The sequence below is a fragment of the Streptomyces griseicoloratus genome (assembly GCF_014534645.1).
Taxonomy (GTDB): Bacteria; Actinomycetota; Actinomycetes; order Streptomycetales; family Streptomycetaceae; genus Streptomyces; species Streptomyces griseicoloratus.
In genome coordinates this window covers 322,010-348,238 of sequence record NZ_JACVQF010000187.1, presented here as the reverse complement: position 1 = coordinate 348,238, position 26,229 = coordinate 322,010, and the positions used below count along the sequence as shown (strand labels likewise).

At 73.8% G+C, this 26,229-nt stretch carries 12 protein-coding genes; 10 read left to right on the top strand and 2 right to left on the bottom strand.

Annotated features, from left to right (window positions below; genetic code table 11):
• Window positions 1–38: 38 nt before the first annotated feature.
• Both ectB and H0H10_RS15220 read right to left on the bottom strand, forming a co-directional pair.
• On the bottom strand, window positions 39–1,289 hold the full coding sequence (gene ectB, locus H0H10_RS15225; RefSeq protein ID WP_188181460.1) for a diaminobutyrate--2-oxoglutarate transaminase: 1,251 nt from the start codon (window positions 1,287–1,289) through the stop codon (window positions 39–41).
• A 50-nt stretch (window positions 1,290–1,339) separates the two neighbouring features.
• Window positions 1,340–2,239 carry a cupin-like domain-containing protein gene (locus tag H0H10_RS15220; protein WP_188181459.1) on the bottom strand — a complete coding sequence of 300 codons (900 nt, stop codon included), beginning with the start codon at window positions 2,237–2,239 and terminating at the stop codon, window positions 1,340–1,342.
• A gap of 517 nt (window positions 2,240–2,756) precedes the next feature.
• On the opposite strand from H0H10_RS15220, the gene H0H10_RS40750 reads away from it, so the two are divergent.
• The 10 genes from H0H10_RS40750 to H0H10_RS15170 are packed head-to-tail and all read left to right on the top strand — an operon-like array spanning window position 2,757 to window position 26,204.
• On the top strand, window positions 2,757–3,134 hold the full coding sequence (locus H0H10_RS40750) for an MbtH family protein (protein ID WP_188181458.1): 378 nt from the start codon (window positions 2,757–2,759) through the stop codon (window positions 3,132–3,134).
• Between the two features lie 16 nt (window positions 3,135–3,150).
• Complete coding sequence (locus tag H0H10_RS15210; protein ID WP_188181457.1) at window positions 3,151–4,782, top strand: DUF885 family protein; 1,632 nt, start codon at window positions 3,151–3,153, stop codon at window positions 4,780–4,782.
• Window positions 4,775–5,620, top strand: a complete 846-nt coding sequence (locus tag H0H10_RS15205; RefSeq protein WP_188181456.1) for a formylglycine-generating enzyme family protein — start codon at window positions 4,775–4,777, stop codon at window positions 5,618–5,620. Before H0H10_RS15210 ends, H0H10_RS15205 begins: the two co-directional genes overlap by 8 nt.
• Window positions 5,604–6,605 carry a 2,3-diaminopropionate biosynthesis protein SbnA gene (gene sbnA, locus H0H10_RS15200; protein WP_309141807.1) on the top strand — a complete coding sequence of 334 codons (1,002 nt, stop codon included), beginning with the start codon at window positions 5,604–5,606 and terminating at the stop codon, window positions 6,603–6,605. Before H0H10_RS15205 ends, sbnA begins: the two co-directional genes overlap by 17 nt.
• Window positions 6,602–7,789 carry a cytochrome P450 gene (locus H0H10_RS15195; RefSeq protein WP_188181455.1) on the top strand — a complete coding sequence of 396 codons (1,188 nt, stop codon included), beginning with the start codon at window positions 6,602–6,604 and terminating at the stop codon, window positions 7,787–7,789. Before sbnA ends, H0H10_RS15195 begins: the two co-directional genes overlap by 4 nt.
• On the top strand, window positions 7,786–14,160 hold the full coding sequence (locus tag H0H10_RS15190) for a non-ribosomal peptide synthetase (RefSeq protein WP_188181454.1): 6,375 nt from the start codon (window positions 7,786–7,788) through the stop codon (window positions 14,158–14,160). Before H0H10_RS15195 ends, H0H10_RS15190 begins: the two co-directional genes overlap by 4 nt.
• Before the next feature lie 2 nt (window positions 14,161–14,162).
• Window positions 14,163–17,246, top strand: a complete 3,084-nt coding sequence (locus tag H0H10_RS15185; RefSeq protein WP_188181453.1) for a non-ribosomal peptide synthetase — start codon at window positions 14,163–14,165, stop codon at window positions 17,244–17,246.
• A gap of 5 nt (window positions 17,247–17,251) precedes the next feature.
• Complete coding sequence (locus H0H10_RS15180) at window positions 17,252–17,512, top strand: phosphopantetheine-binding protein (RefSeq protein WP_188181452.1); 261 nt, start codon at window positions 17,252–17,254, stop codon at window positions 17,510–17,512.
• Window positions 17,509–23,898: a non-ribosomal peptide synthetase gene (locus tag H0H10_RS15175; RefSeq protein ID WP_188181451.1), complete on the top strand. Its 6,390-nt coding sequence runs from the start codon at window positions 17,509–17,511 to the stop codon at window positions 23,896–23,898. Before H0H10_RS15180 ends, H0H10_RS15175 begins: the two co-directional genes overlap by 4 nt.
• Window positions 23,895–26,204 (top strand): penicillin acylase family protein, encoded by a 2,310-nt coding sequence (locus H0H10_RS15170; protein WP_188181450.1) that lies wholly within the window; start codon window positions 23,895–23,897, stop codon window positions 26,202–26,204. Before H0H10_RS15175 ends, H0H10_RS15170 begins: the two co-directional genes overlap by 4 nt.
• The last annotated feature ends 25 nt before the right edge of the window (window positions 26,205–26,229 follow it).

The window sequence follows — 26,229 nt, the reverse complement described above, 5'->3', positions numbered from 1 at the left end:
CACTGACGGACTGACTGCCGGAGCGGTCATAATCGTGCTCATCGGGCCCGTTCAACCACCCCGCGCACGGACGCCTCCAGGATGGCGAGCCCCTCGGCCAGTTCGGCGTCGGAGGCCGTCAACGGCGGCAGCAGCTTGACGACTTCGTCCCGCGGACCGGCGGTCTCCACCAGCAGACCCCGCGTGAAGGCCTCGTCGGCCACCGCGTCCGCCAGGCCCGCGCCGACCACCAGACCGTGGATGAGGCCGCGGCCGCGGGCGGACAGGCCCGCGCCGGGGTGGGCGTTGACGATGTCCTGCAGGGCGTTCGCTATCCATTCGCCCCTGGCCCGCGTCGACTTCTCCAGCGCGTCGTCCTGCCAGTAGGCGCGCAGCGCCGCCGTCGCGGTGACGAACGCCGGGTTCACACCGCGGAACGTGCCGCTGTGGGCGCCCGGCTGCCACACGTCCAGCTCCGGCCGGACCAGGGTGAGCGCGAGCGGCAGCCCGTATCCGCCGATCGACTTCGACAGGCAGATCACGTCCGGCACGATGCCCGCGTCCTCGAAGCTGAAGAACGGGCCCGTGCGTCCGCAGCCCGCCTGGATGTCGTCGACGATCAGCAGGATCCCGTGCTCCCGGCACAGCTCGGCCAGCCCCCGCAGCCACTCGGCGCCCGCCACGTTCACCCCGCCCTCGGCCTGGACGGTCTCCACGATCACCGCGGCCGGCCGGTCCAGCCCGCTGCCCGGGTTGGCCAGCAGCCGCGCCAGGTGCTCCGGGCGGCAGGGCCCGTCCTGGCCGTCGAACGGCACGGGGGTCGCGCCGGTGAGCGGCAGGCCGGCGGAGCGGCGGTGCGCGGGATTGCCCGTGACCGCGAGCGCGCCGAGCGTCGCCCCGTGGAAGGAGTTGGTGAAGTGCACGACCTCGCTGCGGCCGGTGACCGTGCGGGCCAGCTTCAGGGCCGCCTCGACGGCGTTGGCGCCGCCCGGACCCGGAAAGATCACCTTGTGGTCCAGGCCCCGCGGCTGCAGCACCACCTCGACGAGGGACTTGAGCAGGTGGTGCCGCGCGGTGGTGAACATGTCCAGCGCGTGCGTGACGCCGTCGTTGTCGATGTAGTCCAGCAGCGCCCGCTTGAGCACCGGATTGTTGTGCCCGTAGTTCAGCGAGCCGGCCCCGGCGAAGAAGTCGAGCCAGCGCCGGCCCTCCTCGGAGTACAGGTGGCTGCCGCTGGAGCGGGAGAAGACGACCGGCCAGCGCCTGCTGTAGGACCGCACGTTCGACTCGTGGTGGCTGAAGCTGCTCATGCAAGCCCCTTCCCTGGGAGAGGAGTAGCGCGACCGGAGCCCGGCCCTCGCTAGGAGATGTAGGAGTAGTACGAGCGAAGTCCCGGCATCAGCAGGCTCCGTGGCACACCGGCGACGACCCCGAGCGCGAACAGCAGGTTGTAGCGCAGGTTCTTCAGCGGCATGCCCTCGCGCACCGCGGCCAGGCCGCGCAGCGCGCTGGCGCGGTCGTGCCAGTCGATGTTGAACGAGATCGACGCGCCGGGCGAGATGACCTTGTGGAGCGTGCCCGGCGGCATGTAGAAGACGTCGCCCGCCTCGACGTCGCACGTCAGCACCGTCGCGTCACGGAAGAGCGGGTACCGGTCGAGGTCCGGTGCCTCCGGGTCGACCGCGGCCCACCGCCAGTTGTACGTGTGGCACTTGTCGCGCTCGGCGTCGGCCACCATCACGAACCGCTTGGAGCCCTGTATCTGGAAGAACAGGTTGTGGGTGAGCAGGGTGTCGAAGTGCAGCGGGGTCACCGCGCGGGCGGGGCCGACGAAGAACTGCGTGAACGCCCACCACCGGTCCCGGAAGAACGGCGGGAAGTAGTCGCAGGGGAACGGCTCCAGGTCGTGCCGCAGCGCCGGCACCATCGACAGCAGCGGCACGTCGTGCAGATAGCCCGGCGGATCCCCGGCATCGTCCCCCCTGGCGACCGCCGCGTCCCACGCCGCGAGTTCGCGGGCGTAGTCGGCCAGGCGGACGAGTGCGGTGCGGCCCGCGGAGACGGTACCGACCTTGACACGCACCTGCTGGTCCGGCGCCACCTTGCCGAGATGGGCGGCCGACCAGGTGGACACCGCGGGCATGTGCGCGGCCGCACCGCGCATCACCACCGGTCTGCGCCCCATGTACGCGGCGCGGAACTCCTCGGGGCTCAGCTCGGTCCGTACGTCCACAGGGACCGGTTGGGCCGTCGTTGTCACGGACATCTCCTATCGTCTTCCGCGTCGGTGGGCACCCGCGCCGGGGACTGCCGTCCAAGTGGAGCCCGGCACCGGTCGAACAGCGGGCGGTGGCCGGTTCCGGGAACAGCCCGGGTGCGGGCGGCGCTGCCTGGACGGTTTCCGTCCGGCTCGTCGTCTTCCGGACCTGTGGGGGCGACGAGTTCGACGCCTGTGATCGCGCCGGCCCCTTTTTTCTCTTCCGGCCCGCGGGGCGCGTATGCGGGGATTCGAGGATTCCCGGATCCCGTCATATGGTCAAGGGCGGTTGCGTTCAGCCGCAGTTGGCCACCTTGTCCCGTGCGGCCCCGATAATGACCGTCGCCGCGTTGCTCATTCGGGGTGTTCATCGGGCCGCCGGGGTTTCTTGACACCCCGAATCGGCCTGACCTAGCTTGAGCCCCGCCGAACTGCGGAGATGCATTTCAGCGCATCCCGTCTCTCTCCAATCATCCCGTCTCTCTCCAATCGGGAACGACTGCATGGGGAAACTGATCTGATGTTCGACGACGAGAACGCCGAATACCTCGTGGTGGTAAACGGCGAGGAACAGTACTCGATCTGGCCGGCGACCCGCGATCTGCCGGGCGGCTGGACCGCGGTGGGTGCCCCCCGCCCGCGCAAGGAATGCCTCGACCACATCGAAAGCGTATGGACCGACATGCGCCCGAAGAGCGTGCGCGAAGCCCTCGAAAATGCCGGATCTCTCATCGCACAGGGAAGTCGAATGGTTCTCTCACAGCTGGTGGACGCCGACGAACTGAAGGCCATGTCTCCGGAGGAGCTGCGCAACATGCTGGCCAGCCTCGACGACGACGTGATCTACGGCGAGGACGGCAACGTCATCGAACCCAACCCGGGCCCGGAAGTGGCCTAGTCCGAAGACAAGTGAAATGACGTCTGCTGCCCTGAGTTCCGTTTCTGCCGTCGTCGACCATGTTTTCCAGCGGTATCCGCAGGTCGGCCGGCGGGCGGGCCGTCACGAATTCGATGCCCGGCTGCCCGAGGTCTCGGCCGACACTGCGTCCGATGTCGACGGCCTGCTGACCGCGGTCCGCACACGGCTCGACGCCCTGCCCGAGGACGCGGACCCCGAGGTGCGAGCGGACCTGGGCACGGCGATGCGGGTGCTCACCGACGAACGGTTCCGCATCGCCGAGCGCGGCCGGCCGCACCGCGGACCCGACCTGTGGCTCGCCGAGACCGACGTGAACGTCTACCTGCGCAGCGCCTACGCGCCGCTCGACGAGCGCGTCGCGGCACTGACCCGGCACCTCGCGCAGGTGCCGGACTTTCTCGCCGCCGCGGCGAAGACGCTCGGCCCCGCCCTGCCGGCGGGCGAGCGCATCAGCGGCATCGAGAACGCCAGGGCCCGCGCGGCATCCGTTCCCAACGTCGTCGCGCAGCTCCTCGCGGCACGCCCGGACCTCGCCGACGGCCCACTGCCCAGGCTGGCCGACGCGGCGAGCGCCGCGTTCGCGGGCTTCGCGGACGCGGTCGCGGCCACCCGGCCGGCACGTGCGGTCTTCGGCCCCGACCTGCTCGCCGCCTACCTCGAGGCGGCCGAGGGGATCGACACACCGGTGGACGACCTGCTCGCGCAGACCGAGGCCGAGGTGCGCAGCCTGGTGGCCCGCCTCGACGCGCTCGCCGCACGACTGGGCGTGCGCAGCCGGCCGGAGGCGTACGAACTGCTCAGCGCCCGGCTGCCGTCCGGGCCGGTGGTCACCGCCCTGTCGGGGATCATCGAGCGGCTGCGGGAGTTCTGGGCCGAGCAGGACGTCGTCACCCTCACCAGCCGGTACGGTCTCGACATCCGGCCCGTCCGCGACGCGTCGACCTCGGCGGCCGTCGTCTTCGACCACGCCGGAGCGCTCGAGAAGGTCCCGCAGCCGCACGTACTGCACGTCCCCGAGCCGGCCGACCCCGCCGCACTGCGCGACTACCTCAACGAGCCGATGCTCGAGATGATCGCCGTGCACGAGGCCGTCCCCGGACACTACCTGCACCACGAGGCCACCCCCGAGCACGCCGGCGTGATCCGCAGGTGCATGCCGTGGTTCCCCGGCACCAGCGAGGGATGGGCCCACTACACCGAGGAACTGGCGATCGAGCGCGGCCTCGCCGAGGGCCGTCCGCTCGTCGAGGTCGCCGCCCTGCGCTTCGCCCTGGAGGCCGCCACCCGCCTGCTGGTGTTCCTCTCCGTCCACAGCGGACGCAGGAAGTTCGGCGCCGCCGCCGCCGAGGCCGCCACGCTGTGCGCGTGGTCGCCCGAACGCGCCGGCCGCGAGGTGCTGGCCGTCGCCGCCAACCCGGCCGGCGCCATGTACACGCTCGGCAAACTCCACATCCGGCGTTGGCGCGAGCAGGCCGGTGTCCGCGACGCGGCCGCCGACCTGAAGTCCTTCCACGACCGGCTGCTGCGCTGCGGCAGCGCGCCGCTGGCGACCGTATGGCGCTACTACCTCGACGGCCGGCACGTACCGACCGCATCCACAACGACGTTAAGGAGAAACCGTGACTGAGGTGTTGGCCGAAGTGACGCCCGCCGAGGCAATCCCCGCCGACTACTGGGTCACCGTCCCCGGCGGCCCCTTCACCATGGGCTCCGGCGAACTGCGCGAGGACGGCAAGCCCCGGGCCGCCGCGCCCGAGCACCAGGTCGACGTGGCCGAGTTCCGGATGGCCAAGTACCCGGTCACCGTCGCTCAGTTCCGGCGCTTCGTCGAGGCGACCGGCCATGTGACCAGCGCGGAGAAGAAGGGCAAGAGCTGGGTGTGGATCGGCGACCCCGCCGTCGTCGTCCCCGACCAGGACTACCTGTGGAAGGAGATCGACGGCGCGACCTGGCGCACCCCGCACGGCCCGGGCTCGACCCTGGAGGGCAAGGACGACCACCCGGTCACCCACGTCAGCTCCTACGACGCCGCCGCCTACTGCGAGTGGTCCGGCACCCGGCTGCCCACCGAGGCCGAGTGGGAGAAGGCGACGCGCGGCACCGACGGCCGCGCCTACGCGTGGGGCGACGAAGAGCCCACCGCCGAGCACTGCAACCACACCATGAACGTCGCCGACACCACCCCCGTCGACGCCTACCCGAAGAACACCGGCCCTTACGGCCACCGGGACCTCACCGGCAACGTCTGGGAGATCACCTCCAGCGCCTTCCACCACTACCCGTACGACGAGACCAAGCCGGGCCGCGTCATCAAGACGAAGGCGGGCTCCGTCCGGCTCGGCGTGATCCGCGGCGGCTCCTTCTACAACAACTGCGACCCCCGTGGCTGCCTGGCATGGGTGCGGATCTACAACCTGCCCGACTACAGCTGCTACGACATGGGCTTCCGTGTTTGCGCACGTTGACCAACGACGGATTGACGAGGAGCTGCTCGACCGGGTCGGCGCGCTCCTGGGCGGCCTGCCCAGGACCCCGGTCGTGCGGCTGCCTCACCCCGGCATCCGGCTCTACGCCAAGATGGAGTCGGAGAACCGGACGGGAAGCGCGAAGGACCGGGCCGCGATCTGGATCCTGCGCGAGGCGGTGCGGCGCGGCGAGATCACCCGGACCACCACGGTGGTCGAGTCGTCCTCCGGGAACTTCGCCCTCGCCCTCGCCTCGTTCCTGAACGAGCTGGACGTGCCGTTCGTGCCGGTGCTGGACCCGAACGTGAACGCGGCCACCGAGCGGACGCTGCGGCGGCTGTGCGCACGCGTGGAGAAGGTCACCGAGCCGGACAGCACCGGCGGCTACCTGCTGAGCCGGCTCGCCCGGGTCGCCGAACTGCGCGCGGAACTGACCGACGTGTACTGGCCCGACCAGTACACCAACCCGGACGGCGCACGCGGCCACTACGAGCTGACCGCACGGGAACTGCTCGACGACGTCGGCCCCATCGACTACCTCTTCGTCGGCGTCGGCACCGGCGCGACGATCAACGGGCTCTCCCGCCGGCTCGGCGAGGAACACCCGCAGGCCGCCGTGGTCGCCGTCGACGTCGAGGGCTCGGCGATCTTCGGCGCCCCGCCGGCCCGCCGGCGCATCCCGGGCATCGGCTCCAGCATCCGTCCGCCGCTCATCGACGACGCCTGGATCCGCAAGGTGGTCGTGCTGTCCGAACGCGACGAGGTGGCCGGCTGCCGGGCCCTGCTGCACGACCACGGGATCTACGCGGGCGGCTCCACCGGCTGCGTCTACGCCGCGATCACCCGTCACTTCGACGGACACACGGGCCCCGAGCCGGTGGTGGCGTTCCTGTGCGCCGACAGCGGCACACCGTACGCCGACACGGTCTACGCCGACGACTGGGTCGCCGAACACCTCACACCGGTAGCGACAGAGGGAGCATGAGCGTGACGACGAGCGTGTGGACGCCACCACCCGCCGACGAGGCCGCGCTGACCGACTGGCTGCGCGCCCGCGACCCGGTCACCCGGGCCCCGGGCGGAGGCTGGCACGTCTTCGGCTACCCGGAGGTCAAGGAGGTGCTCGCCCACCACGGCGCCTTCTCCAACGCCGTGGTGCGGCCGGTGCCCGACGACTCGCCGATGCGCCTGTACCGCACGGGCAACCTCACCTGGATGGACCCGCCCCGCCACCGGAACCTGCGCGGCCTGGTGAGCCAGGCCTTCACCCCCCGCTGGGTCGCCGGGCTCGAACCGATGATCCGCGACACCGTCCGGACCTTCCTCGCCGGCCTGCGCGGCCGGACCGAGGTGGCCTACGTACGGGAGTTCGCCTCACCGGTCGTCGCCACCGTCATCGCCCGGATGCTCGGCATCCCCGACAAGGGACAGCGGCTGTTCCAGGAGTGGTCCGGGAACCTGCTGGCGCTGGCCGACCCGAGCGCCCAGGGCAACGGCCTGCAGAAGGTGCTCACCCTGACCCAGGTCGCCGAGGCCTATCTGCACCGGGTGATCGCCGCCCGGCGCGCGGCTCCCGCCGACGACCTGATCAGCAAGCTCATCGCGGCCGAGATCGACGGCGAACGCCTCGGCGACGACGAGATAGCCGGCCTGGTCGCGCTGCTGATGTCCACCGGGCAGGCCGCGACCATCACCCTCGTGAACGCGATGATCGTCCTCGGACGGCACCCCGAGGCCGTCGCGAAACTGCGGGCCCGGCCCGAACTCCTCGACTCGGCCATCGACGAGGTCATGCGATACCGCTCGGAGACCACCCGGGTGGAACGCAAGGCCGTCCGCGACGTCGTGATCGGCGGACACGTGATCCCCGCCGGACAGTCGGTGTCGGTGTGGATCGCGGCCGCCAACCGCGACCCGCGCATCTTCGAGCAGGCGCACGTGTTCGACATCGAGCGCTCGCCCAACCCGCACATCGCCTTCGGCCACGGAATCCACTACTGCCTGGGCGCGCCGCTGGCCCGCCTGGAGATCCGCAACGCCCTGGCGGAACTCCTGGACTCCACCCTGGACTTCGCGATCGACCCGGCCGGCACCCGCCTGCTCGACCCGCGGCTCATGTTCGGCGCGAGCGAGGCGACCATCCGGTTCACATGGAAGGAAGTGCAATGACGGGGTACGTCCCCGGCGGGCTGATCGCACGGCTCGCCGCCCACGCACAGGACTCGGCGCACAAGCCCGCGCTGTCCATCGCCACGCTCGGCGGCGGCCCACGAGCCGACCTGACCTACGGTCAGCTGTGGGACCGGTCGACGGCCGTGGCCCGCGCCCTCGCCGACAAGGGGGTGCGGCCCGGCGCACGCGTACTGCTGCTGTTCCCGACCGCACCGGAGTTCGCCCCCGCCTTCCTCGGCTGCCTCGCCGCGGGCGTGATCGCCGTGCCCGTGCCGCTGCCGGTCGACGACGGCGCCCGGCGGCGGGTGCTGAACGTGGCCCGGGACTGCGACGTGTCGCTCATCGTCTCCCTGTCGTTCGTACGCGACCTGGCCGCCGCCGACCAGGACCCGGACCTGCGCGCCTTCGCCGCGGCCCACGACTGGCTGCTCGCCGACCGGATCGAGCCCGCCACCGCCGCCGACGGCACCCGCCTGCCGCTCGCCGCCGCCGACGACGTCGCCTTCCTCCAGTACACCTCCGGCTCCACCAGCACGCCCCGCGGCGTCGTCGTCACCCACGGCGCGCTCATGCACAACGAGGCCGCCATCCAGCGGTCGTTCGGCGTCACCCCCGACTCCACGATCGTCAGCTGGCTCCCCCTCCACCACGACATGGGCCTCATCGGCGCGATGCTGCAGCCCCTGTACACCGGCGCCAAGGGCGTCATCCTCGACCCGCTGTCCTTCATCCGGCGCCCGGCGAGCTGGCTGGAGACCATCAGCGCCGAGGGCGCCGACATCAGCGGCGGCCCCAACTTCGCCTACGACCTGTGCGTGCGCAAGGTGACCGAGGAGGAGAAGGCCGGCCTCGACCTGTCCGGCTGGCGCGTGGCCTTCAACGGCGCCGCCCAGGTCTACCCCCGCACCCTGCGGGCCTTCACCGACGCCTTCCGCGACACCGGCTTCCGGCCCGGGGCACACCTGCCCTGCTACGGCCTCGCCGAGGCCACCCTGCTCGTCACGACCGTCGCCCCCACCGTCTCCCGGACCTTCGACGACGGCCGCGAACTGACCGCCTACCGGCTGCCCGACCACGCCGACGTACGGATCCTCGACCGCGACACGGACACCGAACTCGCCCCCGGACAGATCGGCGAGATCGCCGTCGCCGGCGACAGCAACGGCGCCGGCTACTGGGGCGGACAGAGCTTCGGCACCCACCTGCGCACCGGCGACCTCGGCTTTTGCGACGGCGACGAACTGTTCGTGGTCGGGCGCGCCAAGGACCTCATCGTCCAGCGCGGCCGCAACATCTACCCCGAGGACCTGGAGGCCGACGCCGGCACCTGCCACCCGGATGTCCGCCCCGGCCGCAGCGCCGTCTTCGGCGTCGAACACGACGACGACGAAGCGGTCGTGGTGTGCCAGGAGGTCGGCGCCAACACCCCGCCCGAGCGGTACTCCGAGATCGCCGCACGGGTGCGCGCCACCCTCTCCCGCGTCCACGGCGTCACCGCCCGCACCGTCCTGATCGTGCCGCCCGGCACCATCACCAAGACCTCCAGCGGCAAGGTCCAGCGCTACGCCGCCCGCGCCCGCCACCTCGCCGGCGACCTGCCCGTCCTGCTCGACGACACCCTCGGCGGCCACACCTCCTCGCTCACCGACCTGCTCACCGGCCACCCCCTGACCGACGCGCTGCGCCTGCACATCGCGGCCCTGCTCGGCCTGCCCGAGCCGCCGCCGGCCGACGCCCGCCTCGCCGACCTCGGCGCCGACTCGCTGACCGCCGTACGGCTGCGCCACAGCCTGGAGGAGGCGCTCGGAGTCGAACTGGCACCCACCGCGGCCCTGCGCGCGGAATCGATCGCCGGCCTCGCCGCCGCGGCGACCACCGCCACCGCCACCACAGCCGCGCCCGCCGTCACCCAGGCCCCGGCCGGCGACTACACACTCAACCCCGCCCAGCGCGCCCTGTGGTTCCTGCACCGGGCCGCCCCGGACAGCGGCGACTACAACGTGACCCGCGCGTTCCGCGTCACCGGCACCGTCGACCCCGACGCCTTCCGCACCGCCCTGGCGGCCGTCGCCGCCCGCCACCCCAGCCTGCGCCTGGCGATCACCACACGCGACGGCGCCCCGCACGCCGAGGTACGCGACACCACCACCCCGGGCGTCGACGTCACCGACGGACGCGACTGGCCCGCCGAGCGCGTGGCCGCCTGGTACCGCGACCTCGCCACCCGCCCGTTCGACCTCGCCTCCGGCACCCCGCTGCGGGCCGCCCTGCTGCGCCGCGGCACCGACTGGCTGTTCGCGCTGTCCCTGCACCACATCGTGTGCGACGTGTCGTCCGTCGCGATCGTCGTGGCCGACCTGGCCGCCGCACTGCGCGGCGAACACACCGCGCCCCGCCCGGTGCCCGCCCCGGCCGCCCCCCGCGACCGCAGCGACTTCTGGCGGGCCGAACTCGACGGCGAACTGCCCACCCTCACCCTCCCCGACCTCGGCCGGCCCGACGCCACCGCCCCCCGCACCTCCCTCACCTTCCAGGTGCCCGCCGCCCCGCTGGCCGCATACGCCCGCGAGCACGGGCTGACCCTGCACAACCTGCTCCTCGCCGCCTACCAGACGCTGCTGCACCGCCTGTCGGGCCAGTCCGACCTGATCGTCGGCGTACCCACCGCGGGCCGCACCGAACGATCCCTGGCCGACTGGGTCGGCTACCTCGTCAACGTGGTGCCGGTGCGCTCCGCCCACCGCCCCGAGACGCCGTTCGCCGACTTCGCCGCCGCCACCCACCGCCACGTCCTCGACGTGCTGGACCACGCGGACATGCCGCTGTCCGACATCGTGCGGCTGGTCAACCCCGACCGCGACACCGCGACGGCCACGATCTTCCAGGCCATGTTCACCTGCTACACGGCCTCCCTGCCCGGCGCGGCCGGCATCGTGACCGGGGACGAACACGCCGAGCTGCCCGCGGGCGCCGTCACCCTGCACGGTCACGCGGTCCCCGACCACACCACGCAGTCCGACCTCGGCCTGAACGTGGCGGTCCGCGACGACGTGCTGGACTTCCAGCTCCAGTACGACACCGCCACCGTCTCCCGCGACCAGGCCGAACTGGTGGCCCGGACCCTGCCCGTGCTGCTCGCCGGGATCGGCACCGGGGCGGGGGACCCGCTGCCGCTGCTGACCGACGACGAGGCCGCCGCACTGGTCGCCCGGGGCATCGGCCCCGACGTGCCACGCCCCGGGAACTACCTCGACTCCTTCGAACACTGGGTCGACCGCACCCCCGACCGCATCGCCGTCGACGACGGCCGCGTCCGGCTGACCTACGCCGAACTGGACGCCCGCGCCAACCACGTGGCCGAGCGGCTGCGGGCGGCCGGCGTCGCCACCGACCGCACCGTCGTGATGAGCGCGGACCGGTCCGCCGACTACCTCGTGGCGCTGGTGGGCCTGCACAAGGCCGACGGCGCCTACGTGCCCGTCAGCCCCCGCGAGGCGCCCCGCCGCGCCGAGGCGATGGTCGACGCGGTCGAACCGGCCGCGATCATCGCCGGCCCCTCGGGCCGTCACCTGTTCGGCGACCGCGAGGTCTTCGACCTCACCGAGCTGGTCTCCGGCGCCACCGGCACCCGGCCCCCGCGGCTCGGCCACGACCACGCCACCTCGACGATCATCCACACCTCCGGCTCCACCGGCGTGCCCAAGGCCGCCGTCTCCACCAACTACGGCGTCACCAACCACATGTGGCAGCTCGTCGAGCACTTCGGGCTCACCGAGCACGACTGCGTCGCCCAGACCGCCCCGGTCTCCTTCGACATCTCCGTGTGGCAGCTGCTCACCCCGCTCATGACCGGCGGCCGGGTGCGGATCGTGCCCGAACCGGACTCCCAGTCGCCCGCGAACCTGCTGAAGGCCGTCGTCGACGGCGGCGTGACCATGCTGGAGCTGGTGCCGTCCAACATCATGGCGCTGCTCGACGCCGGCCTCGCCGCGACCCCGGGCGCCCTGCGGGTGATGCTGTCCACGGGCGAGACCCTCACCCACGACGTGCTGCGGCGCTGGGTCCGGGAACTGCCCGGCATCCCCGTGCACAACGCCTACGGCCCGGCGGAGTGCACCGACGACGTCACCGCGGGGCTGTGCGCGACCGGCCCCGACGCACCGATGACCACCGCGGTCGGCCGGCCGCTCGCCAACACCACCGTGCACGTCCTCGACGAGCACCTGCGGCCGGTGCCGCCCGGCGTGGTCGGCCTGCTGCACGTCGGCGGCGGCGCGGTCGGCCGCGGCTACCGGGGCAACCCCAGGCGCACCGCCGAGATGTTCGTGCCGGACCCCTACGCGGCCACCCCCGGCGGACGGCTCTACCGCACCGGCGACCTCGGCCGCGTCAACGCCGACGGCGACCTGGAGTTCCTGGGACGCGCCGACACCCAGATCAAGATCCGCGGCCAGCGGATCGAGGTCGGCGAGGTCGAGGCCGCGCTGCGCCGCTGCCCCGGCGTCGTCGAGGCCGCCGTCAAGGTCCACCACGGGCCGGCCGGCGCCTCGCTCGTCGGATACGTGACCCGCCCCGGCGGGCCCCAGGGCCCCGCGGCGGTCCTCGGCCTCGACGAGGACGAACGGTTCCGCGCCGTCCTCGCCGACCTGCTGCCCCGCCACATGATCCCGACGATCATCGCCGAACTCGGCCGGCTGCCCCGCTCCAAGAACGGCAAGGTGGACTACCGGTCGCTGTCCTTCACCACACCGGAAACCACCCGGACGACGGCCGAGCTGGACGACCCGCTCGCCGCGACCGTCCGCACCCTGTGGGCGGACCTGCTGGAGCGGGACACGATCGGCTGGGACGACAGCTTCTTCCAGCTCGGCGGGCACTCCCTGCTCGCCCTCGCCATGACCGACCGGGTCAACGCGCTGCTCGACGTGCACCTGGTGGTCGACGTCGTCTTCGCCCACCCGCGGCTGCGCGACTTCGTCGCCGCCGTCCGCGCCGCCGACCCGGCGACCGCCGGCCGGGCACCGGACCGGACCCCCGCGGACCCCGCCCGGCCGGTCCCCGCCAGCGCCGCACAGCAGCGCTTCTGGTTCCTGCGCGAGATCGACCCGGATTCCCCCACCTACAACATGCCCGGAGTGCTGCGCCTGCGCGGCGACCTCGACGAGGAGGCACTGGAGGCGGCGCTGCGCGAGACCCTGGCCGCACACCCCGTGCTGCTGGCCCGGTTCGCCACCGACGGCGGCGAACTGACCTGGACGGCCCGCCCGGTGGAGGAGTTCGACCTCGCCCGCCTGGACCTGCGCGGCCCGGTCGCCGAACTGGGCGACGCCGTCTTCGACCGGCTGGCCGAGGACGAGGCCCTGGTCGTCACCGACCTGCGCCGGGACCTGCCGCTGCGCGCCCTGCTCGCCCGGCTCGGGGAACGGGACTGGGGCCTGTTCATCACCATCGACCACATCGTGTGCGACGGCTGGTCCGTCTCGGTGTTCCTGCACGAACTGGCCGACCGCTACAACCGGCGCACACCCCCGCCGGCCGACTACGGCTTCGCGGACTACTGCCACGACGAACGGGCCTGGCGCGAGGACCGCGACCGAAGCGAGACCGCCGCCCTGTGGCGGGACGTGACGGGCCGCCCGGCACAGCGCTCCCCGCTGCCGGACCGGGCCGTGCCGCCCGCGCCGGGCGAGGAGACGGCCGCCGCCAAGCACACCGACACCTACGACGCCGGCCTCGCCGCGGCGGTGCGCGACCTCGCCGTCCGCACCGGCACCACCCCCTACATGGTGTTCGCCACCGCGCTGGCCGCGCTCGTCCACAGCGGGGCGGACCAACGCGAGCAGATCATGCTCGGCACGCTGATCGCCCAGCGCGACCGGCCCGAGTGGCGGCGGGTCGTCGGCCCGCTGCTGAACGTCTCGGTGCTGGCCGTGGACCTGTCCCCGGCCGACTCCCCGGCCGACGCGCTGGCCGCCGTCCGCGCGGGCGCGCTGCGCGCCTACCGCTCCGCGAACGTGCCCTTCCAGGAGCTGGCACCGCTGCTCACCCCGGCCGCCGGCGGCGACGGATCACCGTTCGACGTGATGCTCGTGATGCAGCCGCCCTCCCGGCCCCTCGAACTGACCGGCCTCGACGTGCAGACGACCGACCTGGACACCGCAGCCGCCCCCTACCCGCTCCTCGTCGACATCGAGGAACGCGACGGCGGCTACCAGGTGACCTACCGCTACCGCACCGGCCGCTTCGACGCGGCGGGCGTCGCAAAGCTGGCCCGCCGGATGCGTGCCACGGTGCACGCCCTGACCGGCGCCGGCGCCGCCTGTCTGGCCGAGCTGCTGCCCGCGAGCGACATGGTGGAGAGGACCTGACCATGCCCGAACCGACCGTGAGCCCCGTGCTGGCACGGTTTGCCGCCCACCGGCACGAGCACCCCGGCACGCCCGCCGTCGTCGCCGACGGCATCACCCACACGTACGCGGAACTGGACGCGCTGGCCCGCCGGCACGCCGCCCGGCTGCGGGCGGCCGGCGCCGGCCGGGAGACCGTGGTGGCCCTGGTCGCCGACCGCGGCCCCGGGTACGTCGCCATGGTGCTCGGCGTCCTCCTCGCCGGCGCCGCCTTCGTCCCGGTGGAGCCGGGCGTGCCGGTGCCGCGCGCCCGCCGGATGTGCACCGACGCCGAGGTGCGGGCCCTGCTCGTCGAGCCGGCACACCAGGAGTTCGCCGCACAGGTCGTGGCCGGTCTCGACCCCGCGCCCGGCGTACTCGTCACCACCCAGGAGCAGGAGCCCGGGACGCCGGGGCCGGCCCCGGACACGGTCCCCGACCGGCCGCGCGACGGCCTCGCCTACGTCATCTTCACCTCCGGGTCCACCGGCACGCCCAAGGGCGCGATGGTCGCCGACGGCGGCATGGACAACCACATGGCGGCCAAGACCACCGACCTGGGCCTCACCCCCGCCGACGTCATCGGCCTCACCGCGCCGCTGTCCTTCGACATCTCGGTGTGGCAGACCCTCACCGCGCTCACCGTCGGCGCCCGGACCGCGGTGGCCTCGCCCCGCAACATCTCCGAGCCCGCCGAACTGGTGGCCTGGGTCCGCCGGCACCAGGTGACCGTCCTGGAGATCGTCCCGTCCTTCCTCAGTGTGCTCACCGCACAGCTCGACGACGACCTGCGGGCCGGCCTGTCCTCGCTGCGGTACCTCGTCGCCACCGGCGAGGCACTGCCCGCCGCGGTCGCCCGGCGCTGGTACGAGCACTGCCCGGACATCCCGATCGTCAACGCCTACGGCCCGACCGAGTGCTCCGACGACGTCACCCACCACGTGGTGACCGCGGCCGAGAGCGCCACCCGGCCCTGGCCCTCCATCGGCCGGGAGATCCTGCGCACCCGCCTGTACGTGGTCGACGCACGAGGCCGCGAGGTACCGGCCGGCACCGAGGGCGAACTGCTGGTCGGCGGCGCCGGCGTCGGCCGCGGCTACATCGGCGACCCGGTGCGCACCGCGCTCGCCTTCGTCCCCGACGCCCTGTCCGGCACGCCCGGCGCCCGGCTCTACCGCACGGCCGACCGGGTGAGCCGCGCCGCGGACGGCACCCTCGACTTCCACGGCCGCCGCGACCGCCAGGTCAAGATCCGCGGCCACCGGGTCGAGCTGGGCGACGTGGAGGCCGAGCTGCTGAGGGTGCCCCAGGTCCGCTCGGCCGCCTGCGTGTTCACCGGCGGCCGGCTGCGGGCGTTCGTGACCCTCGACGCGCCGGCCGACGTGGCCGCCGCCGTACGCGCCGGCGCCCCGCACTACCTCGTCCCGCACGAGGTGACCGTCCTCGACCGGCTGCCGGTCAACACCTCCGGAAAGACCGACCACCGGGCCCTGGAGGCCCTGTGCGCCGAGGACACCCCCGAGGACACCCCCGAGGCCGCCGCGGACACCGCCGCCCGGGCCGCCGGCCTCGACGCGGTGCGCGGCCTGGTCGCCGAGACCCTCGGCGTGGCCGTGACGGGAGCGGACGACGACTTCTTCACCGCGGGCGGTGACTCGCTGCTGGCGATGACCCTGGTCGCCGCCGCCCGCGCCCGGTTCGGCGCCGAGGGCACGTCCCTGCGGGCGTTCCTGTCCCGCCCGACCCCGCGCGGTCTCCTCGCCGCGATCGAGGCCGCCGAACCCGTGGCCGCCCCGGGGCGCCCGGACACGCTGGGCGCCTTGTCGTCCGGGCAGGAACGGCTGTGGTTCTTCGAGCAACTGCACCGCCGCAAGGCGCCCAACCTGCTGATCCTCTCGCTCGACCTGCACGGCCCCCTCGACGAGGAAGCACTGCGGCACGCGCTGGCGGCGGTCGTCGCCCGGCACGAGCCGCTGCGCACCGTCTTCACCCAGGACCGCGGCGTCCCCAAGGCCGTCGTACGGCCCACCGCCGAGATCACCCTGGAGACGGGCCCCGCAGGCGAGCCCGGGATCTCCGCCCGCACCCCCGAACCGCCGCTCGCCAGGGCCCGGCTGGAGCGGATCGGCGACGACCACCACGTGCTCACCCTCGCCCTGCACCACCTGGTCGCCGACGGCTGGTCCCTGCAGGTGCTCAAACGCGACATCGCCGAGCACTACGAGCGGGCCCTGGCCGGCGACACCGCGGTGACGCTGCCGCCCGCCTCGTACTCCCACTACGTGGCCGCCGAACACGCGTGGCTGGAGAGCCCGGACGCCGAGGAGTGCACGCGGTACTGGAAGGACCAACTGGCCGGCACCCCGGGGGCGATCGACCTGCCGCTCGACCGGCCCCGCCCGGCGAGGCCGGCCTTCGTGACCGACCACGTGGTCACCCTCCTCACGGCGGAGGAGACCAAGACCCTCGCCGAGACCGCCCGCGCCCGCGGCGCGACCCCCTTCATGGCGGTGCTCGCCGCCTCCTACGTCGTCCTGCGGGACGCGACCGCCACCACCGACCTGGTGCTCGGCATCGACTCGGTCAACCGCTCGTGGCCCGGCAGCGAGGAACTGATCGGCACGTTCGTCAACCAGCTGCCCGTCCGGCTCGCGCCCGGCGCCGCACCGTCCTTCGGCGACCTGCTCGACCTGGCCCGCCGGCAGGTGCTCGGCGCGCAGGAACACGACCGGCTCCCGTTCCACAAGCTGGTCGCGGCGGTGAACCCGCCGCGCCGGGCGGGCCGGTTCCCGCTGTTCCAGGTCAAGGTCACCCACCAGGGCGCGTGGCGGACCGCGATGCGGCTCGGGAACCTCCGCGTCGAGCCGCGCGAACTGGCGGACCCCGTGATGGACCTGGACCTGATGATCGACGTCTCCGGCGAGAACGACCGGCTGCGGCTGGAGGTCCTGTTCTGGCCGGAGACCCTCGACCACGCGACCGTCGCGGCCTGGACGCAGGCGCTGGCCGACGTGCTGCGCGCCGGCGCGGCCGACTCCGACACGGTACTGACTTTCGGCGAAAGGTGATGAAGGTGTCGACACAGGATCAGGTCGCCGAGGTCTGGCGCGAACTGCTGGAGCTGGACACGGTGGCCGTCGACCGGGACTTCTTCGAACTGGGCGGCCACTCCATGCTGGCCGTGCAGGTGCTCTACCGGCTCACCGAGGTGACCGGCGTCGAACTGGCGCTGGAGGACTTCTTCGAGCTGGGCACGGTCGAGGAGGTCGCCGAAGAGCTGGACCGCCTGCGGGCCGCCCGTCCCGCCGAGCCGGTGTTCGAGGGAGAGCTGTGAGCGCGCAGGAGGTGCTGCGCCGCCTGGACGACCTCGGCGTGGCCCTGACCCTCACCGACGGACGGCTCCGCTACCGCGGCCGGGGCGAGGAACTGCCGCCCGAACTGCTGGCCCAGATGAAGCGGCACCGCGCCGACCTCGTCGGCCTGGTCGGCCGCCGCGACGGCCTGACCTGGCCGCCGCCGCCCGGCGACGACACCGGACCGCTGACCGCCGCACAGCGCTCCCTGTGGGCCACCTCCTACTTCGCCGAGGACGGCACCTACAACCTGTGCGGGGCACTGCGCCTGCGCGGCCCCCTCGACCGGGACGCGTTCGTCACGGCTCTCCACGACCTGCACGAGCGGCACCCGTCGCTGCGCACCGTCTTCCCGGTCACCGACGGCGAGCCGCAGCAGCGGATCCTGCCGTCGGTGCAGCCCCCGCTGACGGAGTGCGACGCGGACGGCCTGGAGGCGTGCCTGGCCGAGTGCGCACGCCTGACCGACCTGCCGCTGGCCCTGGACACCGCCCCACCGGTGCTGATGCGCCTGTTCCGGCTCGCGCCGCAGGACCACGTCTTCTTCTTCGTCCTGCACCACGTCATCGCCGACGGCTCGTCGTTCGGCCCGCTCCTGGAGGACCTGGCACGCTGCTACGGCAGCCGCGCCGCAGGGCAGCAGCCGCCACCCCTCGGCGAGGCCGTGCCCGTCGTCGACTACGCCCGCTGGGAGGCCGACCGGGTCGCCCACGCCGACCACGCCGCCGCCCGCCGGTACTGGCGGGAACGGTTCGACGACGCGTCGCTGGGCGCGCTCCCGCTGCCCCCGCCCCTCGACGGCACCGACGGCGAGCGCGGCCACGCCCACCGCACGGTCGTGCCCGCCGCCACCACCGCCGCCGTGCGGCGCATCGCCGAGCAGACCCGCGCCAGCGTCTTCACCGTCGTCTCCACCGCCGTCGCCGTCGCACTGTCCCGCTACACCGGACGCCAGGACCCGGTCGTCGGCATGCCGGTCTCCCGCCGCGACCGCACCGGCCTGGAACGGGTCGTCGGCCTGCTCCTCGACATGGTGCCGGTCCGGCTCGACGCCGGCCCCGCCCCCTTCACCGAACTGGTGCGCCGCACCCGCTCGGCCGTCCTCGGCGCCGTCCGCCACGCACCCGTGCCCGAGGACGTCGCCGCCGCCCGCGCGGCGTTCAACGTCATCGTCACCGACCTCGGGACCACCCTGCCCGCGCCCGACTTCCCGGGACTGGCGATCGAACACCTCGAAGTGACGCAGACCGGCGCCAAGTACGACCTGAACTTCCTGGTCCGCGACGAGGGCGACACACTCGCCCTGTACGTCGAGGCGGACCACCGGGCGGTGGCCGGCACGGACGCCGAGGCCATCGCCGGCACCGTCCTGGCCGTGCTGACGGCGGCCGGCGCCGACCCGGCCGCCCCGGTCACCGCGCTCGCCACCGGACCGTTCGCCGAGGCCGCACCCGGCGCGCTCGCCCCGCCCGACCGGGTGCCGCACGCCGGCGAGTCGCTGACCGGCCGCCTGGCCGCCATGGCCCGCACCCGCGCGGACGCGGTCGCCGTCACCGCGCCCGAAGGCGCCCTGTCCTACACGGACCTGTGGGCACGGATCGAGGCGACCGCCGGGGCCCTGCGCGCCCGCGGCATCGGAGCCGGGGACGTCGTGGCCATCTCCCTGCCCCGCGGCCTCGACCTCGTCGTCGCCATCATCGGCGTGATGGCCTCCGGCGGGGCCTGCCTGGTCCTGCACGAGTCCTGGCCGACCGCACGCGTCAGCGGCATCCTCACCGACTCGGGCGCCCGGCTCACCATCACCGACGACGACACGGTGCCGGGGGAGCGGGCCGCCCTCGCCGACCTCGTGCACGCCCCCGGCAAGGCGCCGCTCGCCCACGTGCCCGCGCACGCCGCCGCCTACGTGATCTACACGTCCGGCTCCACCGGCCGGCCCAAGGGCGTACGCGTCACCCACCACAACGTGCTGAGCCTGCTCGACGCGACCGCCGACGGCTACGGCCTCGGCCCCGACGACGTGTGGACCCTCTTCCACGCCTGCTCGTTCGACGTGTCGATGTACGAGATGTTCGGCTGCCTGGTGCACGGCGGCCGGCTGGTCGTGGTGCCGCGGCTGACCACGTGGGAGCCGGAGGAGTTCGCCGAACTCTGCGCCCGCGAACAGGTCACCGTCCTCAGCCAGACCCCGTCCGCGCTGACCGTGATGCTGCCCGCTCTCGCCGCCCGGCCCGACGCCACCGAACACATCCGCTACGTGCTGTTCGCGGGCGAGGCCCTGGACCGGCGGCTCGTCGAGCGCTGGTACGAGGAGATCGGCCACCGCACCCAGCTCGTCAACATGTACGGCATCACCGAGACGACCGTGCACGCCTCCTGGCGACGGCTGCGGCCCGAGGACACCCGCACCGCCGAGTCCGACATCGGCACACCGCTGCCCGGCACCGCGCTGCACGTCCTGCACGACGACGGCACCCCGGTCGCCGACCGCTGCGTCGGCGAGATCTACGTCGGCGGCCCCCAGGTCAGCGACGGCTACCTCGGCCGGCCCCGGGAGACCGCGCTGCGCTTCCTGCCGGACCCCTTCACCCAGGTGCCCGGCGCCCGCATGTACCGCTCCGGCGACCTCGCCCGGCGCAACGGCACCACCCTGGCCTACCTCGGCCGCCGCGACCAGCAGGTGCAGGTCAACGGCTTCCGGGTGGAACTCGCCGAGATCGAGGGCGCGTTCTGCGCACGTCCGGGCGTCGCCGCGGCCGGCGCGGCGGTCACCACGGACGACAGCGGCGCGCACCTCGTGGCCGTCGTCGTCCCCGAGGCCGGTGCCACACCCGAACCCGCACAGCTGCTGGCGGCCGTACGCACGACGCTGCCCCGCTACATGGTGCCGCGCACCGTCGTGGTCGTCGACGACCTGCCGCTGACCAACAACGGAAAACTCGACCGCGCGGCCGTCGTCGCCGCCGCGGCCCGGGACACGGCGGCCGCAACGGCACCGGCCGGGCGGGACGCCGCGCCGTCCGGCACACGCGACGCCCTGCTCCTGGAGGTCTTCCGCGAAGTGCTCGCGGACCCCACCGCGGACACCGGCACCGACTTCTTCGACGCCGGCGGGGACTCCATGCGCGCCATCCGCCTGGTGAGCCTCGCCAAGGACCGGGGCCTGGACCTGACCGTGCGGGACGTGTACGCCGCGCCGACGGTCGCCGCCCTCGCACCGCGGGCGGCCGAGACCCGTACCGACCAGGCCGTCCGCGAACCGTTCGCCGGGCTGCCGGCCGGCACCGTCTTCCCGCCGGACGTCGTCGACGCCTACCCGATGACCGCCCTGCAGTCCGGGATGATGTACCACCAGGAGATGGCGCCCGACGCCCGCGTCTACCACATCATGCTCAGCTACCGGGTGCGCGGCGTGCTCGACCCGGACGCGTTCCGCGCGGCCGCCCAGGCCGTCACCGACGCCCACCCCGTGCTGCGCACCAGCTTCGACCTCGCCAGCGAACTCGGCCCGCTGCAGCGGGTGCACACCGGCGTCACCGTGCCGGTCACGTTCGAGGACCTGACCGGCCTGGACACCGAGGCCCAGCAGGAACGCATCCGGCAGGTCGTGGCGGACGAGATCGCCGAGGACTTCGACCTGTCCCGGCCGGGCCCGTTCCGGCTCGTGGCGCTCACCACGTCCGCGACCGACTACCAGCTGATCTTCACCCACCACCACGCCATCCTCGACGGCTGGTCGGTGAACCTTTTCTTCGAGGACCTGCACGCCCGCTACCGCGAACTGCTCGACGCGGGCACGGCGGCGCCGCAGCCGGTCCCGCGCACCACCTTCGGCGACTACGTGGCACTGGAGCAGGCGGCGCTCGCCGACGAGGAGCAGCGCACGTTCTGGACCGGGCGCACCGCGGGCCCGGCCCGTCTGATCGCACCCGAGCGGTCGGGCGCGCCCGTGATGCGGCAGTTCCACCTGGACCTCACCGGACGCCTGGACGGCCTGCGGGCCGCCGCCGCCCGGCTGGGCGTACCGGTCAAGGCGCTGCTGTGCGCCGCGCACCTGCGGGTGGTGTCCTGGCTGACCGGCTCCGACGACGTGGCCACCAGCATGGTCTTCGCCTGCCGCCCCGAGGACCGTGACGCCGACCGCGTCCTCGGGCTCTTCCTCAACCAGCTGCCCCTGCGCATGGCGCTGGGCGAACGGTCTTGGGCGGACCTGGCGGTGCGCGTCCACCAGGAGGAACAGGAGATGATGCGGCACCGCTGGTACCCGAACGCGGCCATCCAGGCCGGGCACGGTACGACGCCGCTGTTCGACTCCGGCTTCAACTTCACCGACTACCACAACACCCGCCGGATGGTCGGCGCCGGCGGCCTGGAACTGCTGGACGCGCAGGAGCTGGAGTCCACCCACTACGCCTACAGCTCCGCCTACACCGTCGACGTCCGCACCCACGAGCTGCGGCTGCTGATGGAGTACGACGCCGCGGCACTGCCGCACGGCACGATGGCCCTCGCGGCCGAGGTGCACCGCAGGGCGCTCGACGCGATCGTCGAGGACGCCGGCCGGTCCCTCCGGGACACCCCGCTGCCCGGCATGGCCGACCTGGCCCGGCTGCTGGCGTCCGACGCGCCCGCCGGTACCACCCCCCTCCCGGCCCCGGCAGCGGCCCCGGCCGCCGCGGCCCCCGTACGGCCGGCCGTCCCGGCGCCCGCCGAAGTCCCGGCGCCCGGCGTGGGACCGGCCCGCGTGCCGCTGGAGGAGAGCATCCGCGAGGTCTGGGCCGAGGTCCTGGGCACCACGGACTTCGACACGGCGACACCGTTCTTCGACGCGGGCGGCGACTCGCTCACCGCCATGCAGGTGGTCAGCCGGCTCCGGGCCCGCCACGGCACCCTGTCGATGCGCACCTTCATGACACAGCCCACGATCGAGGGCCTGGCGAACGCGCTGACCGGCGCCGCACCGGCCCCGGCCGCCGCACCGGCCCCGACCGTGGCCCCGGCCCCGACCGTGGCCCCGGCGCCGACCGTCGCCCCGGCGGCGGCCCGCCACCCGCTCTCCCGCGCACAACGCCAGATGTGGGAGATCGCCGGCCGGCTGCCCGGCATCGGCCTGTTCGGCATGGCGGGCGCCCTGCGCGCCGACGGCCCCCTCGACATCACCCTCCTGGAACGCACCTTCACCGAGCTGACGGCCCGGCACGAGGCGCTGCGCACCCGGTTCGAGGCCACCGGCGACGAACCCGTCCAGGTGGTCGAACCGCACGTCACGGTCCGCGTCGACGTCGAGGACCTCACCGCCCACGAACACCCCGCCCGCCGTTGCGAGAAGCTCATGGCCGCCGCCGCGCGGGAGGCGCTGCCCCTCGACCGGGCGCCGCTCATGCGCGTCGTCGTGTACCGGCTCGCCGCCGACCGGCACGTGATCTTCCTCAACATCCACCACATCGTGTGCGACGGCTGGTCGCTGAAACTGCTGCTGTCGGACGCCGCCCGGATCTACCGCGAGATCGCCGCCGACGGCACCCCCGCGCCCCGGCCCCTCCCGCGCGGCAGCGGCCGGCTCGCCGAGGACCGGGCCGCCTGGCTCACCACCGGCGAGGCGGCACGGCAGCGCGCGTACTGGCTGCGGCAGCTCACCCCGCCGTGGCCCGCGCTCGCCGACACCCCCGGCAGCCGCTTCGCCGAACTGGGCACGGCCTCCTTCGCACAGCGTCTGCGGTCGTCGACGACCAGGACGACGCTCCCGGCCGACGCGATGCGCACGGTCCGCGCCGCGGCACGCAAGCACGGCCTGACCGACTTCATGCTCGTGCTCGCCGCCTACGCGGCGGCCCTGCGGGCCTGGAGCGGCCAGGACGACATCCGCATCGCCACCATGCTCGCCAACCGCGTCGAGCCGGGCCTGGACGAAGTGGTGGGCCTCGTCGCCAACACGGTCGTGCTGCGCATGCGCCTGGGCGACACCGACCCGGTCGCCGTCAGCAGGCAGGCCCGCGAGGTCTGCGTCGCCGCCTTCGAGCACCAGGAACTGCCCTTCGAGGACGTGCTCGCCGAGATCGGCGACCGGCACCCGCACACGGGCCCCGTGTTCGAGGCGATGCTCGTCGCGCAGGAGGAGACCGCCACCGTGACCGCCGCCGACGGCCTGGTGTTCGCGCCGTACCGGTCCGGACACGACGTGCTCGGCGCCCAGGTCGTCGCCACCGCAACCGACTTCGTCCTCGGTGTCGCACCGGCCGGCGGCGAGCTGCTGTTCGAGCTGCGCTACCGGCCCGCGACCACGTCGAAGGAGCTGGCCGCCGAGCTGCTCGGCGCGATCACGACCGCCGTACGGACCACCGCCGAAGCCCTCCTGGAGACCTCGTGACGACCTGCCCGGCGCACCGCCCGCGCCTGCGCCGCCTGTGGCAGCTGCCCACGGTCCGCACGGTCGGCGCCGCGGGCGCGGCCACCGTGGTGCTCGCGGCGGCCGCCGCGCTCGCCTGGCCGTGGGTGTCCGCGGCCGTGCTCGCCGCGGGCGCGGCCGGCATCGCCGGCCATGTGCACCGCAACTGCGGCCGGGTCGCAGTTGAGCGACGGATGCTGCGCGCCCTCAAGGACTCGGCGCCCCGCTGCCCCGAGGACATCGAGGTGCCCACACTGACCGCACCGGTGCGGGCCGAGTGCGGCGACGACGGCGTCACCCGGATCACCGCGCAGACCTACCACGACGCGGTCCGCGCGCTCGGCTACACGATGGCACGGGACCGCGGCTTCCAGCTCGACCTCGTGCGCCGCACCGGAAGCGGCCGGGTCGCGGAGGTGTGGGGACGCACCGCCGTGCCGCTGGACACCGCCTACCGCCGCCTCGGGCTGGCCGCCGCCGCCCGCGCCGCGACCGAGCGGCTCGCCGGGCCCGAACGGGACCTGCTGACCGCGTTCGCCGACGGCGTCAACGCCGCCTTCGCCCAGCAGACCCCGTTCGAGTGCCGGTTCCTGTCCTACCGGCCCCAGCCGTGGCAGGTGGAGGACAGCGTGCTCACCGCGCTCGTGCTGTCCCACTCCCTGTCGTGGAACGAGGAGGCCAAGCGAGCGGAGTCGGTCATGCGCCGCGCGCTGCCCGGACCCGTCGCCGACTTCTTCCTGCCCGGCGGAACCACCTCCCTGCCCACCGGGCTGGCACACCACCGCGGCCAGGAGCAGTCCCCCGACCTCGTCGCCCTCGACGGCGCCGTGCCCGGCTCCAACTGCTGGATCGCCACGGGGGACGAGCCGCTGCTCGCCTGCGACCTGCACCTGGCGTTCGGCGTGCCCAACGTCCTCTACGAGATCGACCTCGCCTGGCCCGGCACCCGGCTGCGCGGCCTCGCCAGCCCCGGCCTCCCGGTCGCCCTCACCGGCACCAACGGGCGGATCGTGTGGGGCGTCACCAACCTCACCGCGGACGTGCTCGACCTCGTCCCCGCCGGCCGGGACACCCTGCACACCAGGACCGAACAGATCCGCGTCCGCGGCCGCCGGCCGGTCACCGTGGAGATCACCACCGACGGCACCATGCCGGTCTCGCAGACCCCGCTGTGCGGCGAGAAGATCGCCGTCCGCTGGACGGGCCACGACCCCCGCGCCGCCGACCTGCGCTTCCACCGCCTCGCCCACGCCCACGACGTCGACGAGGCCGTCCGGGTCCTCGACGACGCCCACGGCGTCGCCCTCAACGTCCTCGTCGCCGACCGCAAGCGGATGGCACACCTGGCGACGGGCCTGCTGCCCCGCCGCCCGGCCGGCACCCCGCGCACCGAACCCGCCGACGGCCACCTCACCGGACCGGAACGCCCCCGGGCCGTCGACCCCGCCGACGGCATCCTCGTCTCCGCCAACGACGCCGCCCTGCCCGAGGACGAGTTCCGCATCGGCCTCGACCTCGACCCCGGCCACCGGGCCCGCCGCATCCGCGACGTCCTCGGCGCGGCCGAGCGGCACGATGCGGCCGGCATGCACGCGCTGCAGCACGACATCGCCGCCGACCTGTACCTGCACTACCGTGACCTCGCGGTCGCCGCGCTCCGGCCGGGCGACCCCGTCCGGACCCTCCTTCAGGAGTGGGACGGCACCGCCTCGACCGGCTCCCGCGCCTTCGGCGTCCTCGTGCGGCTGCGCAACGTCCTCGCCCGGCGCGTCCTCGCCCCGTACGTCGCCGTCTGCCGCGAGTACGAACCCGCCTTCCGCTTCCCGTTCCGCGATCTCGACCGGCCCCTGCGCGCCATCCTCGACGCCCGGGACTGCGCGCTGCTGCCCGCCGGGACCACCGACGTCGACGGCTTCATCGCCGAGTGCGTGGCGGCGGCGGTGCGCGAACGTCCGCGCCGATGGGGCCGCTTGAACCGGGTCGGGCTCAGTCATCCGCTCGCCGCCCTCGTGCCGTGGGCGGACCCCGTGCTCGGCATCCGCCCGCGCTCGCAGGCCGGGATGCTGCACAGCGTCCGCACCGCCGTCCCCGGGTTCGGCGCGGCCGGCCGGATCGTGGCCACGGTGGACGACCTCGTCACCGCCGAGCTGCCCGCGGGCCAGTCCGGGCACCCGCTCAGCCCGCACTACGCGGACCGGCACGCCCGCTGGGCGAGCCTGGCCCCGCCGCGGACGCGGCCGCGCCGGACCGGCTGCGGCCACGTGCTGCGCCCGCCGGCGGGCCGCTGACGTGCCGGACGGCGAACGGCTCGCG

What these genes read in the sequence shown, in the direction of transcription:
- ectB (WP_188181460.1), bottom strand. Translation starts at nt 1,289, where the DNA reads ATGAGCAGCTTCAGCCACCACGAGTCGAACGTGCGGTCCTACAGCAGG.
- H0H10_RS40750 (WP_188181458.1), top strand. Translation starts at nt 2,757, where the DNA reads ATGTTCGACGACGAGAACGCCGAATACCTCGTGGTGGTAAACGGCGAG.
- H0H10_RS15210 (WP_188181457.1), top strand. Translation starts at nt 3,151, where the DNA reads ATGACGTCTGCTGCCCTGAGTTCCGTTTCTGCCGTCGTCGACCATGTT.
- H0H10_RS15195 (WP_188181455.1), top strand. Translation starts at nt 6,602, where the DNA reads ATGAGCGTGACGACGAGCGTGTGGACGCCACCACCCGCCGACGAGGCC.
- H0H10_RS15190 (WP_188181454.1), top strand. Translation starts at nt 7,786, where the DNA reads ATGACGGGGTACGTCCCCGGCGGGCTGATCGCACGGCTCGCCGCCCAC.
- H0H10_RS15185 (WP_188181453.1), top strand. Translation starts at nt 14,163, where the DNA reads ATGCCCGAACCGACCGTGAGCCCCGTGCTGGCACGGTTTGCCGCCCAC.